General features: G+C 63.7%; 11 protein-coding genes. 6 read left to right on the top strand and 5 right to left on the bottom strand.

From position 1 onward, the window contains the following. Nucleotides 1-47: 47 nt before the first annotated feature. Entirely contained in the window at nucleotides 48-3,857 is a 3,810-nt protein-coding gene (locus tag JX292_RS06760; protein ID WP_204862865.1) for an ATP-dependent DNA helicase, read from the bottom strand. A gap of 206 nt (nucleotides 3,858-4,063) precedes the next feature. On the opposite strand from JX292_RS06760, the gene JX292_RS06755 reads away from it, so the two are divergent. From JX292_RS06755 to JX292_RS06730, 6 genes are all read left to right on the top strand, one after another. Beyond that, entirely contained in the window at nucleotides 4,064-4,759 is a 696-nt protein-coding gene (locus JX292_RS06755) for a 3'-5' exonuclease (protein WP_204862863.1), read from the top strand. A 101-nt stretch (nucleotides 4,760-4,860) separates the two neighbouring features. Continuing rightward, nucleotides 4,861-6,240, top strand: coding sequence for a threonine/serine ThrE exporter family protein (locus tag JX292_RS06750; RefSeq protein WP_204862861.1), 1,380 nt, complete (start codon nucleotides 4,861-4,863; stop codon nucleotides 6,238-6,240). 227 nt (nucleotides 6,241-6,467) lie between these two features. After that, nucleotides 6,468-7,808 carry a glutamate-1-semialdehyde 2,1-aminomutase gene (gene hemL / locus JX292_RS06745; RefSeq protein WP_204862859.1) on the top strand — a complete coding sequence of 447 codons (1,341 nt, stop codon included), beginning with the start codon at nucleotides 6,468-6,470 and terminating at the stop codon, nucleotides 7,806-7,808. Nucleotides 7,809-7,837: 29 nt separating this feature from the next. Further along, the gene (locus JX292_RS06740) at nucleotides 7,838-9,016 is read left to right on the top strand and encodes a sugar dehydrogenase (RefSeq protein ID WP_204862853.1); all 1,179 of its coding nucleotides are present in this window, start codon (nucleotides 7,838-7,840) and stop codon (nucleotides 9,014-9,016) included. Nucleotides 9,017-9,170: 154 nt separating this feature from the next. Further along, the gene (locus JX292_RS06735; RefSeq protein WP_239653679.1) at nucleotides 9,171-9,821 is read left to right on the top strand and encodes a hypothetical protein; all 651 of its coding nucleotides are present in this window, start codon (nucleotides 9,171-9,173) and stop codon (nucleotides 9,819-9,821) included. Nucleotides 9,822-9,969: 148 nt separating this feature from the next. After that, a complete protein-coding gene (locus JX292_RS06730; protein WP_204862848.1) occupies nucleotides 9,970-11,217 on the top strand; it encodes a DUF4238 domain-containing protein in 1,248 nt (415 codons plus the stop codon). Between the two features lie 169 nt (nucleotides 11,218-11,386). On the opposite strand, the gene hemB is transcribed toward JX292_RS06730, so the two are convergent. From hemB to JX292_RS06710, 4 genes are read right to left on the bottom strand one after another with little or no spacing between them, the layout of a single operon-like run. Then, nucleotides 11,387-12,388: a porphobilinogen synthase gene (gene hemB / locus JX292_RS06725; RefSeq protein ID WP_204862847.1), complete on the bottom strand. Its 1,002-nt coding sequence runs from the start codon at nucleotides 12,386-12,388 to the stop codon at nucleotides 11,387-11,389. A gap of 49 nt (nucleotides 12,389-12,437) precedes the next feature. After that, the gene (locus JX292_RS06720; protein WP_204862845.1) at nucleotides 12,438-13,322 is read right to left on the bottom strand and encodes a uroporphyrinogen-III synthase; all 885 of its coding nucleotides are present in this window, start codon (nucleotides 13,320-13,322) and stop codon (nucleotides 12,438-12,440) included. A gap of 2 nt (nucleotides 13,323-13,324) precedes the next feature. Further along, the gene (locus JX292_RS06715) at nucleotides 13,325-14,458 is read right to left on the bottom strand and encodes a hydroxymethylbilane synthase (protein WP_204862842.1); all 1,134 of its coding nucleotides are present in this window, start codon (nucleotides 14,456-14,458) and stop codon (nucleotides 13,325-13,327) included. 12 nt (nucleotides 14,459-14,470) lie between these two features. Further along, nucleotides 14,471-15,799, bottom strand: a complete 1,329-nt coding sequence (locus JX292_RS06710; RefSeq protein ID WP_430538714.1) for a ferrochelatase — start codon at nucleotides 15,797-15,799, stop codon at nucleotides 14,471-14,473. Nucleotides 15,800-15,891: the final 92 nt, after the last annotated feature.

The raw sequence follows: 15,891 nt of genomic DNA, 5'->3' as shown, positions 1-15,891 counted from the left end.
CGGGGTACCGGCGTGCGCGGTCAGTGGTCGGTCGGGTGCGCGCCGCGTTAGGGCTGAGTCACCTGGCGGCCGCGGGTGCATATCGGGCAGAGCTCGGGCAGACGGCACCCGTGCCCGTGGGTGCCTTCGCGGTGGCGGGTCTGCACCTGCGCGCCGGCGATAAGCTCGGCGGCACGTTGCACCAGGTCCACGGCCCATTCGTCGTTATCCTCCAGCGCGGGCTGAACCTGCAGGCGGGCCTTGCTGTCATCGTTCACGTCCGAGACGCCCAGCTGCACGAGCGCCGCGCCTCCGGAACGACCCGTGTAGCCGGTGTACTCCAGCTCCTGCGGGCGGGCATCCGGTAGCGGTTCGCCTGCTTCTAGGGCGGCGGCTTCGGCACGGTAACGCTCTTCCAGTTGTTCGCCCGCACCGGCCTCCACCGCGATTTGGTAAGCGGCCAGCTGCGGGTGGGTTTGCATGGTTTTACCGTCTGGCTTGGATTTGCCGGTTTTCAGATCAACAATGGCGTAGCGGTGGGTGCCGTCTTCGGCCGGGGCGGTACCTTCGAGGCGGTCCACGCGGCCGGTGAGCAGGGCATCCAGCTCGCCAACTTCTCCCCGCGGGTCGAAGGGTACGGGCACGCGCACCGCGAAGGAGCCCTCAACACCGAGGTTCTGCCAGCCGGCATCACCCATGTGCAGGCGGTAGTAGTAGCTCAGGCGCAGAATCATGCGCTTGGCCCGCTCGTAGAGGGCGTAGGCTTCCCAGGGCACGCGTTCGCGGTATTCTTCTTCGCTCTCGTCCTCCCTTCGGGCGGGCACGCCGAGGGAGCTAATGCGCTTGTCGAGGGCGGTTTGGAGCTCTTCGAGGGTGCCGGTCGGGTACTCCTCGGCGATGGCGTGCACGAGCGTGCCGAGGGAGCGGGACAGGTCGGTCTGGGCCTCGGCGCGGGCGGCGGATACCAGCCAGTCCAGCGGGGAGTTGTGGATGGTTTCCAGGCGCGAGGGCGAGAGCGCAATGGTGCGTCGCCCCTCGTCGGGGGCGTTTCCGTCGGTGTCGTTTTCCGGCGTGTTGTGGGCGGGGCGGGCGAAGAACGGTTCAGTGCTCGACAGCGGCAGCAGGCCCCACCATTGCTCGGGGGATGCACCGGGCGCCTGCACGCGGGCCAGGCGGGCCAGGGTGCGCGATGCGGCGTCGAAGCGGAAGGCCGCAGCCTCGGGGTTCAGGGCGGCTTCCGGGTTCAGCGCATCCTCTGCGGTGTTGGGGGCGTCGGGCGCGTGGGCTTCGGGTCGCGGCGAGCCGGCCGCGTTCTTCAGCTCGGCGTCCTCGGCGCTCATGGCGGTGAGCGCATCCTCCACGAGGGTGCGGCGCAGCTCCGCCACGAGCGAGCGCAGGGTGGCGGGGCGGCGCACGCGGGTGATGGGTACCTCGGGCGACTCGTTCTCGGCGTCGGTGGGCACCACGAAGTCGAAGAACTCGCCGGGGGCTTCGTCCTCGTTGCGCACGGCGGTTAGCACCAGGCGGGTGCTGGCTCGGGTCGCGGCAACGGCGAACATGCGCAGCTCGTCGTGGCGGGTGTCGCGCACGCGCTCGGGGTAGCTACGGATGCGCGCGGGCGGCACCTGCTGCCCTTCTGCCTGTGCGTCGGGGTTAGCGGGGGCGGGCTGGCGCATCCTGGCGTCGCAGATGTCGATCAGGTCGCCGGTGCCCAGCAGGGAGCCGCGTACGGTGGTGTTGGGCCAGCTGCCCTCTTGCAGGCCGCATACATATACGGTGCGCCAGGATTGGCCTGCGGCCAGGGCGGGGGTGAGGATTTCCACCGCGTCCTGGCGTACGCCGCGGGCGGCGAGGGTGTCCATGGGTAGGTCTTGCGCGTCGATGAAGTCGAGGAATTGTTCGGCCCCGGCGCCGCGCATCTGCTCGTCGAATCGGCTGGCGGCTTCAAAGAGGCCAATCATGGCGTCGAGGTTGCGGTGGGCGGCGTCGGCTTCGGGGCCCGCGCCGCGCGACTGGGCGACCCAGGTTTTTTCGAGGCCGCTAGCTTCCCAGAGTGCCCAGAGCACTTCGGTGCTGGTGGAGTCGGGGCGGGCGAGTGCTTTACGTCCGGCGGAGAGCACGGCGGCGATGCGGTGCGCGGCGCGCCCCACGCCCTCGGCGGGCAGGGTTTCGGGGTGGAGCAGTGCGCCCAGGAGCAGGTCGTCGCTGGGGCGGTGGCCGCCGGTCTGCAGTTCGACGGATCGTAGCTGCTGGCGGAGTCGCCGCACGTCCATGCTGGATGCGCCGCCGAGCCGCGAGGTGAGCAGGGTGATGGCGCTGTTCGCCCCGTTGAGGGGGTTGGAACGGTTTTCTTCGGCGATAACGTCGTCGAGGCTCTTGCGCATGATTTCTTCGGCCTCGTCGGGGCTCAGGGCCTCGTAGCCTGCGCCGGTGACGGCGGGGTTGAGGGCTTTCTCGCCGCGCTTGCGGGCGTAGACGAGCAGGCTGAGCGCGTCGAGGAAGGGGCGCACGGCGGGTTCGTCGCGCACCGGCACGAGGGCGGCGGAGGTGCGTGAGGGAATACCGCTGGCCGAGAGCACCCGGCGGATGCGCGCCACGTCCGCGCCGTTGCGCACGATGATGGCGCTCTCGCGGTAGGGGCGGTTGCCGTAGATGCGGTCTTCGAGTAGCAGCTGGGCGAGCAGGTTCGCCTCGTCCTGAGTGCTGGCGAGCGCATACTTATACACGCCGGCGGGTGCGGTGCGGTAATGCGCGGGGTCGAGGATTTTGCCGTCGGCGCCCAGGTGTAGTAGCGGCTCGTCCACGGCGCCCCAAGTGAGGGCTTCATCGGCGGGGGTGGTGTTGATGCGTCCGAAGGTTGCGGGGGTCTTCTGCCCGTCCGTCTCTGCGGCGGGCACGTAGCGGCTGTAGCGCGGCAGGCGGCGGCGAATATCTGCCACAAGCGGCATCATGAGTGCGGGCAGACGGTAGGAGGTGGTTAGGGTGCGTTCGGCCAGGTGCGGGAAGCTTTCGGGTAGCGTGCGCACCAGGTCGGGGCGTGCGCCGCGGAAGCCTTGGACGACGGCTTCGTCGCTGTAGGTCATGATGACTTCGGGGGCGGCGGCGAAGACCTCTGGGTGTTCTGCGGCCAGTGCGGCGGCGTCTGCGGGCGGCTCTTCGGCGGCGATGAGGCGTAGCAGGCGGTAGGTGGAGGGGCTGAGTTCCTGCACGTCGTCGATGAGGATGAGGTCGTAGCGGCGGCGTTCTTCGGCGAGGAATTCGGGGTTGCGCAGTAGCAGGCGGCAGGCGTCGTTGATGAGTACTGCCGGGTCGTAGGCGTTTTTGGCGCGGAGGGCTCGCACGGCGCGGTATTCGGTGTGTAGTTGGGCGAGGGCGGCCCAGATGGGTCGGTTGTAGTCGCGGGCGAGGGCTTGGACGTCTTCGGCGGTGAGGTCGTATTCTGCCATGCGGTCGAAGAAGTCGCGGATTTCGTGGCGGAAGCCGCGGGTGGGTAGGGCTTCGCGGAGGGTGTCGGGCCAGGCGGGGCCGGGGGCGATGCCGGCGGCGTGGTTGGCGAGTAGTTCGCCGATGATGACGTCTTGTTCGGGGCCGGAGAGGAGTTTGAGGTTGCCTTCGACGCCGGTGAGGAGCCCGCGGGTTTGGGCGCGTTTGAGCAGGTCGAAGGCGTAGGCTGCCCAGGCGCGGGTGGGTGCTACGGAGAGGCTGCGGTCGCTGGCGGCGGCGATGGCGTCTCGCATGCGGGTCGCGGCGGTGCGGGTGGGTGCGAGGATGAGCAGGCGGGCGGGGTCGAGCCCGTCGGTGAGGTAGCGCAGGGCGCGTTGGGTGAGGTGATGGGTCTTGCCTGTGCCGGGGATGCCGGTGAGCAGTTGAGTTGTCATGGCTTCAGTCTATCGGGTGGGCGGCGGGTCCGCCCCGCCGCCCGTCATTCGGGGCCGACTTTGGGTGTTCTCTTCTCTCCCCGCCCCTCCCTGTTCCCTGTCTAGGACCCTGTGGCGGTTCGTTCCCTCCCGCATCCGTATCTATACCGCGTGCGCGCGTAACGAACCGGCGCGCGCCTTCTTCGCCGCTGGGTTAGTCTTATAGCATGACCTGGATGAACGGCCTGCGCGCCACCTTTGACCTTGAGACCACCGGTGTGGACGTCACCACCGCCCGCATCGTGACTGCTTCCCTGATCCTGCTGGACCCTCAGGGTAATGTGGTGCGCCGCGGCGAGTGGCTGGCTGACCCCGGCGTTGAAATCCCCGCCGGTGCCGCCGCCGTGCACGGCATCACCACCGAGTACGCCCGCGAGCACGGCCGCCCCGCCCGCGAGGTCGTGTGGGAGCTTGCCGGCGCAATCGGCGCGCTCAACCTCGACGGCGTGCCCATCATCGCGTTCAACGCCGCCTATGACTTCTCGGTGCTCCACCACGAGATGCTGCGCTACGGCATCGCAAACGGTGAGCTGCCGCCCGGCGCGGTGCTTGACCCGTACGTTCTGCACAAGCACGTAATTCCCCGCAAGCGCGGCAAGCGCACCCTCGAGGTGCTGGCCGCCGAGTACGGTGTCTCCCTAGAGAATGCGCACACCTCCGCCGATGATGCCCTGGCCGCAGAGCGCCTGCTCGTCAAGCTCACCGAACAGTTCCCGCAGGTCCTCGACGTGGACGCCCACCAGCTGCACGAACAGCAGGTGCAGTGGGCGGCCGAGCAGGCGGCAAGCTTCCAGGCGTGGTTGCGCACGCAGCCGGGCAAGGAATCCGAGGTCATTGACGGCCGCTGGCCCGTCCGCCGGTAAGGGGCGCCCCGCCGCTACCACCTCCGTGGTATCTCGCCTATCCTAGTGAAGGACGTACACGAACCCCACTACACATACGACGGCGCGCCACGGAGTTTTTAATGGATCATCAGCCCAGCAACCCCTCAGATTCCACAGAACAGTACTACGACACGAACACCCGAAGCATCTACCTCGGGTCGAGCCGCCTCGCGCACGAGCACCTGGTCGCGCAGTCGCAGGTGGTGCTCCGCCTGGGCCGCATCCTGATGAAGTCGGGTGCGAGCGCGTACCGCATTAAGGCGTCCATGTCGCGCCTGGCGAAGGCTGTGGGATTGAAGGAGCATCACGCGCAGGTGACCTTCACCGAGATTTCCACCTCTTCGTACACCGACGGTAACTTCCGCACCGAGGTGGCCGAGCAGCGCACCATGGGCATTAACGCCCACAAGATCGATCAGCTGGGCAAGTTCATTTCTGAGCTTCCTGAAAAAATCACCCCGGCGGAGGCGAACGCCGAGCTGGACCGTATTGACTCAGCTAAGCCGCTCTACACCCGCTGGATGCTGTCCTGGGCTTCTGCTGTGGCCTGTGCCGGGTTCGCATTTTTGAACCGTGGCGGTCTGGTGGAGTGCTCGGTCGTGTTCGTTGCGGCCGGTGCCGGCCAGTTTTTGCGTTCGACCCTGCTCAAGCGCGGGGTGAGCCATTTGGCAACGTGGATGGCGTGCGGCTTCCTGGGGGCTGGCCTGTATATTGCGTTGGTGCACCTGCTGGTTGCGACTGGTCTCGTCAGCTCGCACCACATGGTTGGTTTTATCTCATCAATCCTGTTTCTGGTGCCGGGCTTCCCCATGGTGACGGGCATGCTCGATATTTCCCGCATGGACTTTTTGGCGGGTATTTCGCGTCTAACCTATGTGGGTTTGTTGTTGCTGAGTGCGTCGTTTGCAGTGTGGGTTTTGGGTTCGCTGTTCCACCTGCCGTTGACGGCTCCTGCGCCTCTTAACCTTGACCCGACCCTGTATTTGGTTCTGCAGGTGCTTTCCTCGGGTGTTGCGGCGGCTGGCTTCGCGATGCTTTTTGCTGCTTCCCCGGTGGCGTGTGTGTGGGGTGGCGTGATTGCTGCGGTGGCGAACCCCGTCCGTATTCATATGGTGGAGGCGGGCATGCCCGCGCATATGGCGGCGACGATTGCCGTGTTTGGTGTGGGTATTTTGGCTGAGATTGTGGCGCCGCTGCACCAGCGTAAGTACACGCGTATTTCTCTGTCGGTTCCGGCGGTGGTGACGATGGTCCCGGGTGTTCCGTTCTACCGTTCGATGTCGCATTTTGCTAGCGGCGACATGTATTCGGCGGCGAGCGGTTTTGTGCAGTCCCTGCTGATTTTCATGGCGTTGGGTATGGGCCTGGCGTTTGTGCGTCTGCTCTTTGATAAGAACTGGCTGTTTGATCAGGACACTCAGGTGCTGAACCGTCTGGATACCGACCGGCACCTGCGCTAGTGTGGCCATGCGCTGGCCCGTTACATTCCCCGTCCATTGCCCCGCTCGTCAGACGTGTTTTGTCGTCACCTTTCGGTACGTTCAGATGCTTGTCATCTACGGTTTACCTGAAACACCTATGATGGTTAGGGTACGGGACGTTAGTGGCGCGCGGGCTCTGCCGCCTTATCGCGCATCGTCCCCTGTAATTCTTTAGTTTGCCGTCTCGTTTGAAAGGCACCGATACGATGACTCCCTCCCCCACCCACCCGCTACACCACGAAGCCAGCGAGAAGCTATTCGAGCGTTCCCGCGCGGTGATTCCCGGCGGCGTGAACTCCCCGGTGCGCGCCTTCAACTCCGTGGGCGGCACCCCCGCCTTCGCCGCGAAGGCTAAGGGCCCCTACCTATACGACGCGGACGGCAACGAGTACGTTGACCTGGTCTGCTCCTGGGGCCCGTCGATTCTGGGCCACGTGCACCCGCAGGTCGTGGAGGCCGTCCAGCAGGCCGCCGCACGCGGCCTGTCCTTCGGTGCGGCGAGCGCGCCGGAGGCTGAGCTGGTGGTCAACCGTATTAACGCGGTGATTCCCGGCGCAATTGAGCAGGTGCGCATGGTGTCCACGGGTACCGAGGCGACCATGACTGCGATTCGTCTGGCGCGCGGTGTGACCGGCCGCGACAAGATCATTAAGTTTGCCGGCTGCTACCACGGTCACGTGGATGCGCTGCTCTCCGAGGCTGGTTCGGGTGTGGCTACTTTGGCGTTGCCCGGTTCTGCTGGCGTGACTGCCGCAACCGCCGCCGAGACCATCGTGCTGCCCTACAACGACCTGGACGCCGTGCGCGAGGCCTTCGAAACCCACGAGGGTCAGATTGCCGCCGTCATTACCGAGGCGGCCCCCTGCAACATGGGCGTGGTCGCCCCCGAGCCCGGCTTCAACCGCGGCCTGCACGAGATTGCCCACGCCAACGGCGCGCTCGTCATTTTTGACGAGGTGCTGACCGGTTTCCGTGTCTCCTCGGCCGGTTACTGGGGTTACGCTGCCCCCGAGGACGGCGGCTGGGTTCCCGATATTTTCACCTTCGGCAAGGTTATCGGTGGTGGCATGCCCATCGCGGCCCTGGCCGGTAAGCGCCGCATCATGGAGTACCTGGCCCCGGTCGGCCCGGTCTACCAGGCCGGTACCCTCTCGGGTAACCCGCTGTCGGTGGCCGCAGGCATCAAGACCCTGACCCTGGCCGACGAGCAGGTCTACAAGACCCTGGATGCCCGCAGCGCCCAGCTGCGTCAGGCTCTGACCGAGGCGTTCACCGCCGCGGGTGTGGATCACTCCATCCAGAACGCCGGTAACCTCTTCTCGGTGGCCTTCGGCACTTCCGAGAAGGGCGTGCACAACTACGCGGACGTCAAGGCTTCGGCCACCGACCGCTACACCGCGTTCTTCCACTCGATGCTGGAGTCCGGCGTGTACCTGCCGCCGAGCGCGTTCGAGGCCTGGTTCGTCTCTGCCGCCCACGACGATGAGGCGATGGACCGCATCATCTCGGCCCTGCCTGCCGCGGCCGCTGCGGCCGCATCCGCCTAGACGCGGGCGAACAGCGAGAGGAGAAACCCATGGATTTGTCTGCACTGGGAATTCCCCTGGAGCCGGTGCGTGACGTCTGGCTGATTGCCTTCATGGCGTACACCTTCGCCTGCTTGCTGGTGGATATCGCCTACCCGGTGAATATTCCCGCCGCCAAGGCGCAGGAGCTTTTCGTGGCGGTCAAGGGAGATCCCGTTGAGGGCGCGAAGATTCGCGTTGAGGATATGGCCAGGAATGGTTTGCCGCTCTCCTCGTCCCAGAAGGGCTGGGTGACGAAGCGGGCGAAGAAGCAGCTGGAGAGCATCTCCGGTAGTGGCATCGTGGGCGGCTGGGTGCACGTGCTGATGTACCTGTGGGCGTGGATGGTGATGGTGTCCACCTTTACGCTGTACTGGGACATGGCCTACGACGGTATCCTGCTACCGGCGCTGGCCCTGCCGTTCCTCATGGTGTATGCGGGCGCCCGTTGGGGCCGCCGCAGCTGGCGTACGGCCCGCGGCTTCAGCGCCGATGAGCGCACGCTGGGCATGCCCCGCATCTACTCTGCGACCCTGGGTCGGCTGAGTGCACCGTTCCGTGTGAAGGGTGCGGTTCCCGGTATCGGCCCGGTTCACCTGGACCGCGTCGGGTTCTGGGTTCTGCAGATCCTGGCGGCGCTGTCTCTGCTGTACTTCCTGTACTCGCTTTCGGGGCTGGAGGTGGAGGATTTCGACCTCCCCTACGTTGGCCACGCCTCGATGCTCCTGGGAATCGGTGCGGTGCTCGCACTCCTGACCGGGTGGGTACAGGTGCGCAGCTATATTCTGTTCAACCCCGATTCCTTCGTGACCGGCCGCGTGTTGTTGCCGGCGAAGACCCGCGAGTACTCGACGCTCAGGGCGTTCCGGGTGCTCCCGAACAACCCGGACGCAATTAAGACGGATACGAAGGATCCCGCGCAGTGGAAGGTGGAGGTGATGCTCCCCAACGGCAGCAAGCGCACCTTCCCGCTGAACGACCCGAATATTGACTGCCTGATTGCGCAGCTCGCGTTCAAGTTGGAGCAGGGGGACTGGGCTCGGCTCGACTCCCCCGCCGACCGCGAGAAGCTGGCCCGGTACTTCCTGGATGGCCGCGCAATTTGTACGACCCTGGGTTACATTCCCGCCGGGAAGCACGCGGAGGAGGCAGCGCGCCGCGCATCCTTCCAGAAGACGCAGTACAAGTAAGCGGACTGCTCTTCTACCGTTCTTATACCGTTCCTATACCGCGAGAAGCCACATGTGTTTCGAGAAGCCACCAAAGACGTGGCTTTTCGAAACACATGTGGCTTCTGAGCACCGTAGACGCACCATCACCGATACCCCGTAGAGAGGACAACTCATGAAGCTCAACGCTTCAGCAACGCTGGAGGACGTTCCTCCCCGAGCCAGACGAGTCTGGAAAAGAAACCAGTTCTATTTTGAAACCCACTTTGTGCTGTTCCTAGCCTTCTGCGTTTTCTTCTACGCGCTCATTGGCTGGACCATTCTGGGTGTCCGTCCGATGTCCCGCCGCGACGCGTCCATCATGTTGGGGATTGTCGCCGCGATAACCTTTGCGACTCGGTGGTACTGCAGGAGGCGGTACCTGCTGTTCGACCCCGATTCGTTCTACGTTGGGCGGCTTTTCCTGCCCGCGAAGAAGTACAGATACCCCGATATTGAGGAGTTCTGCGTCTTCCCGAAGAACCCCGAACAGATCAAGCCGACCTTCTACGAGCCGTCGCAATGGCAGATAGAAATCAAGGTGCCGTCCAGAATCCCGCCGAACCTCGCTCAGCGCATGCCGTGGCTGCGCAGGCACATTGTGGCGGTGCACGATGAGCGCGTCGTCTGCCTAACCTCCCAGGTTGCGTTCTACCTGGAGCAGGAACGCGGGGCGGACCTGCGCTCCCCCGCCGACCGTGAGAAGCTCGCGGAATACTTCACCAACGGCAACATCGTGTGCACCTCCCTCGGGTACAAGCCAGTCAGCGAAGAACCCAAAAAATAGCAAAGAATCCTCTAGAGAACCGGATATATACAGCACATCACATATGAATTCCCACGTTGGTTCATCATCCTTGACTAGATTTTTATGTATACGTGATAGACTAAGAGATGAAAGTTCTCATTACAATGATTCTCATAGGAGAGAATTTATGACTAAGAATACTAACTTAAAAGACCACACTGTACCCGCCTCTATCATTGGTTCTTTCTCAGATAGCCAGGATGGTTCCCCTCGAAAAAGAAAAGTGTACTATCTACGCAGAGAAGGAATGACTTCCCCCCACCGCCAAAGGGCAGAAACTATTGGATATGTGAAGGGAGAGTATGACTCATCCTTCGGTCGCGCTGTCGATGATTTGTGGGACGAGTATGAAGGTAGCTTACCTAAACTCTTGGAGATTTTCACTCAAAAGAAACCGCTTTCCATTAATTTATGGGAAAAAGTTCTTATCCCATATGTGGCAGACTTGTGGGTTCGCAGTCCAGGGTTTAGACAGAACTATGAGAATCGTTTTGAAGCCTTGTTGTCTCCAAGCCAGGAAGATGAAGGAAATTTTAAACAATCCGCAAAAGATTTAGTTGCCATGCTTAGAACAACAATTCGACTTGAATGCCGAAGGGTTTTCTCCCTATATTCAATCGATGTTCTATACACTTCTAAATCCAGTTTCATCCTCCCAGACCTAGGCATGGCATATCTAAGAGCTTCCGAAGATATGTTCCGCAAGGATTACACTTGGGAAAAAGAAACAGAGTGGTATGGAGAGTACTACAAGAATGACAAACGCTGCGAAATCAATCCCCCTTCATATCTAGTTCCTTTAAGCAATAACATTGCGGTAAAAATGACCCCTCGACAAATCATCCCAACCGCAATATACAAAGATACACCTTCAGGGCGACAGGGGTATATCCCAATCCGGTACATTGACTGCGACTCATGCCCCAAGGGTAAAGGTGAGGTATCCGTTACAGAAGAGATTAATAAGCTCCTTATGGGAAGCGCCCTGGAGTGGGTCGTAGCAAGCAATGAAGATTCCCTGCAAAAAAATCAAGAAGTAATTCTTGAAGACAAGGATTTTATTCATAACGAAGCCCTTTGGTTTCTTTCATTTCCAAAAAACATCTCAGGAAATAAGATTCTAATGGATGAAATCATTGCGAATATCAAGAAAGATATACCACTTACAGGATATAAACAAATAATTCAAGTCGAAGACGGGCATATCGATTGCAACCTCAAAGATGGAAGATACTATATCAACATAAGTTACTTCTCGAGGCCTAGGTACGATACATTTTATGATTCCTTTATCGAAAACTACCCCCCTGAAACAGAGAGATTCAAATCACCCTACAAATTCAATGGTTGCTACTTATGGGCTCCGCAGGAGTAGAAAGTATAACTACCTAAAAATAAATTACCCAATAAAATAATTATCTCAAATACATCATACTACGATGTAGATAAATGATTGTGGGTCTCCCTAGAATATTTAGGAAGACCCACAATCATAATACTTAATAATTACAATAAACCAGTTTATAGTCTTGTATGCGGAGGGGTTAGGCGTCCAGCTCGCGGAGCCAGCCTGCCGCCTCCGTACCGTAGTAGGTCAGGATAACGTCCGCACCGGCGCGGTGAATCGAACGCAGCGACTCCAGTACCACGGCCTTACGGTTAATCCAGCCGTTCGCCGCAGCCGCCTCAATCATCGCGTACTCGCCCGACACCTGGTACGCCGCAACCGGCACCGGCGAAAACTCCGCCACCTCGCGCACGATATCCAGGTAGCTACCGGCAGGCTTCACCATGACCATGTCCGCGCCCTCCTCCAGGTCAGCGCGCACCTCCAGCAGCGACTCGCGGCGGTTGGCCGGGTCCTGCTGGTAGGTCTTGCGGTCGCCCTTGAACGTCGACTCCACCGCGTCGCGGAACGGGCCGAAGAACGCCGAAGCGTACTTTGCCGAGTAGGCCATAATCGACACGTCCTCGAAACCGGCCTCGTCCAGGGCTGCGCGCATGGCCGCAATCTGGCCGTCCATCATGCCCGAGGGCGAAACGGTGTGCGCACCCGCGCGAGCCTGTGAAACCGCCATCTTGCAGTACAGCTCCACGGTCTGGTCGTTATCCACCACAAGCGTGCCGTGGCCGTCATCGACCAGCACACCGCAGTGGCCGTGGCTCGTGAACTCGTCCAGGCAGGTGTCGGCCATGACCACCAGGTCGTCGCCGAACTCCTCGCGGCACACGGCAATCGCGCAGTTCAGAATGCCCTGCGGATCCCAGGCGGTCGAACCAATCTCGTCCTTATCCTCGTCGAGGGGAATACCGAACAGGTCGATGCAGCGGATGCCCGCCTCGTAGGCCTCGCGCACGGCGGGGATGATGCTCTCCAGGGTGTGCTGATACTGGCCGGGCATCGAACGAATCGGCTGCGGCTCGGTGATGCCGTCGCGAACGAAGAACACCTGAATCAGCTGCGAGGGGCGCAGGGTGGTCTCAGCGACAAGGGAGCGCATGGCTGCGGTGGTGCGCAGGCGGCGGGGACGGCGGGTGAGGTTCATGATCTCTCCTGAAAACTTCGATAGAAATGTGGTCTTAGCTGTGGGGCGCCTAGATGAGGGATACTGCGGCGGCGCGCGCCAAATCCTGCGGGGAGGGCGAATCCGCCTGCACGTAGCGCAGGTTCAGGGCGCGGCATGCGGAGGCGGTACTCGCCCCAATCGCCACCACCGGCGGCACGGCTTCGGGTGCTATCACGGGTGCGCCGTCGAGTAGGGCGTGCAGGCGGGAGGGGGCGGTCACCACCAGCACATCCGGCGCGGGGGTTTCCGGGTCGGGGGCATCTACGGCGTTCCCCTGCACGAGTGCGCGGGCGGCGGCAAGGCTCAGCTCGCCGGGCTCCACCTGCTCGGCGGGAACCATGTCGTAGAGCACACGCGAGGTCACCGACCAGCCCAGGTTTTTGAGGCCTTCGCGTAGGGTCGGGCGGGCGTTAGAGCCCTCCAGAACCAGCACGGCGGCGGGTTCGGTTGCGACTGAATCGGTTGAGACGGGACAGGCCGCAGGCCCTTCGAACTCGGCCAGCATGCCGGCGGCGCTCTGAACGCTCGGCTGAAAATCCGCATCCAGTCCGAGCTGGGCGCACACGGCGCGGGCGGTCGCCGCACCCACGCAGGCGATGCGCACTCCCCCGGCGTGAACCGCGCGGGCGAAGTCCTCGCCCCAGAGCTCGGCGCAGGCGCGCACGGTGTTGGCGCTCGTGAAGCTCACCCAGGCGTAAGATCCGGACTCCAGGAGCGCGAGAATACCGCGTAACTCCTCGGTGGAGGGCACGGTGCGTGCCTGCTGTAGCGGTGCGAAGAGTACCCGGCACTCCCCCACGCTGTTCTGCGCACATTCCTCAGCGAGGGCGCGCGCAAAGGCCGCGCCCTGAGCCGCCGAGCGGGTCAGCATAACCGTGGCCCCCCGTTCGGCGGGGCGTTGCTCCTCGTTCATGGTTATTTGACGTCCAGGCCAGCCAGGGCGGCGGCACCCATCTGCAACAGGTCCTCGGCCACGCGCACGCCCAGACGCTCGGCGCCGGGCACATCCAACTCGGAGGTCGCGGAGGTATGACGCAGCAGGTCGGTGCCGTCCGGGGAGGCCACCACGGCACTGAGCACCAGGTCACCCTCAACGATTTCGGCGAAGGCGCCGATGGGGGCGGCGCATCCGGCCTCCAGGCGGCGTAGCAGGGCGCGCTCGGCGCTGACAGCCAGGCGCGTCTCGTAGTGGTTCGAGGCAATCAGCGCGCGGCCCAGGGAACGGGTCGGCCGGGCCAGCTCGGCGTCGTCGAGCACGGCGGGGTCGGGGTTGCCGAACTCGCTCTCGCGCACCTCCAGGGCCAGGGCTCCCTGGCCGGGGGCCGGTAGCATGCGGCTGGGGTCCAGGTACTCGGTAATCAGGTGTTCCTTGCCCAGGCGCTTGAGGCCCGAGACGGCCAGCACCACGGCGTCGCAGTCGCCCAGGCGTTCGGTGCCCACGCCGCGGTCGGCGTGCTCATCGGTCTCGGCGTTCTGACGGAGGACGACCTGCTTGCCGGAATGCTCCTCGAGGCCCTTCACGCGGCCGATGCGGGTGCCCACGTTACCGCGGATATCCACAATCTCAAGGTCGGGTCGCAGGGCGCGCAGCTGGGCGGCGCGGCGCGGCGAGCCGGTGCCCACGCGGGAGCCCTCCGGCAAGGTGTCGACAGTCAGGCCGTCACGGGCTACGAGGGCATCGCGCGGGTCCTCACGCTTGAGGGTTGCGGCGACGACCAGGCCGGGGCAGGGCGCGGAGGGCAGGTCCTTCAGGGAATGAACGGCCATGTCCACGCGCTGCTCGGCGGGGGCGTCGGCACCGTCCAGCAGACGCTGGCGCAGGGCGGCGGCAAATACGCCGGTGCCGCCCAGGGTGGCCAGCGGGCCGGTGAGCACGTCGCCTTCGGTCTTGACGGTGCGTAGCTCAAAGCTCACGTTTTCGGCGGGATCAACGCCCAGGTGACGCTGATGCTCGGCGTAGAGCTCGGTGACGGATTCGGCCGCCAGACGACTCTGGGTGAGCGCGAGCGCGGAGCCTCGGGTGCCCAGAATGTACTCGCTGTGGCTCATTTCTCTCCTGCTCTAGTCTTCCTCGGACCGGTTGGTGCATCCGGTGCAATATTCGGCGACGACGGGCTTCTCCGCGCCACGGCCAGGCTTGCAGCAGCCCGGCTCGCACTCGTCGAACCAGCCGTACTGGCCGCTTGCGCTCGGGGCGCACACGCTCTCACGTTCGGGGCGCAAATCGGCGGGAACGCCGTTCTCCACGCGCTCCTCGATGAGGCGGCGCAGAGACTCCACGTACGCCGGATGCGTGCCGGGGGTGGGGGTGCGCACGGCAACCACGCCCAGGCGCTCGCAGGTATCCAGTGCCTCGGTGTCCAGATCCCACTTGACTTCCATGTGGTCGGAGACGAAGCCGAGGGGCACCAGCACGACGCCTTCCACGGGGGCTTCGCCGTCCTCCGCCGGGTTGGCGGGGGTGGGTAGCGCCTCCAGGGCGTCGTTGACGTCCGGTTCCAGCCACGGCATGGACGGCGGGCCGGAACGGGACTGGTACACCAACTCCCATTCGACGTTCTGCAGAAGCTGCGGAGCCTCATCACGCACGAGCGAAAGCACGGCACGGGCTACCTGCAGGTGCTTCTCCACGTAGGCGGAACCGCCCTCGTAGTTCACACCGCGCGGGCCTGCCTCATTCGCCGCGGAGGTCGGCACCGAGTGGGTGCAGAACATGATGCGCAGGCGTGGGTTGAGCGAACCGCTATCGCGTGCGGCAAGCTGTTCGCGCACCGTGGCGAGGCCGTCCTTCAGACCGTCGGCGAAGGCGCGGGCGAAGCCGGGCACGTCGAAGAACTGGCGGATCTTGCCCACGTGCATGCAGCCCTCCAGGCCCAGATGCTGCAATGCAATGCCGTAGTCCTCACGGTACTGGCGGCAGCTCGAATAGCCCGGGTAGGCGCTGGTGGCCAGCACGAGCACGTTACGGTGACCGTTCTCGTAGGCTTCGGCGAGCACGTCCTTCACGTAGGGCTTCCAGTTGCGGTTCGCCCAGGTGATTGGGATGTGCGGGCCGCGCTCGGCCAGCGCCTGCTGCAGGGCGGCAAGCAGGGCGCGGTTCTGCCCGTTAATGGGCGAGACGCCGCCGTTGGCGCGGTAGTGGGTGGCGACCTCTTCGAGGCGCTCATCCGGGATACCGCGGCCGGCGGTCACGTTGCGAAGGAAGGGGATGACGTCCTCCTGGCCCTCGGGGCCGCCGAAGGAGGAGAGAATCACCAGGTCGTAGGGGCGGGGTTCCTCGGCGCGAACGCGGATGATGGTCCGCTCGCTGCGGTACTCCCCCAGGGTCTGCTCGGTCAGCCGCGCCGGGCCGTTGGAGGCCGTGTTAGCGGGGTCGGTGCGATTAGGGATGACGTCATCGGGCAGGAGGGAACCGTTCAGAACACCCTCGCCCGAGGGGTTTGTGTGTGCGGGGGCGAAACGCGCGGGACGCGCCGCCACCC

Origin of the sequence: Rothia mucilaginosa (genome assembly GCF_901875305.1) — a bacterium.
Lineage (GTDB): Bacteria > Actinomycetota > Actinomycetes > Actinomycetales > Micrococcaceae > Rothia.
The sequence above is the reverse complement of the archived record's forward strand: the minus strand, read 5'-3'. Positions and strand labels throughout refer to the sequence as shown.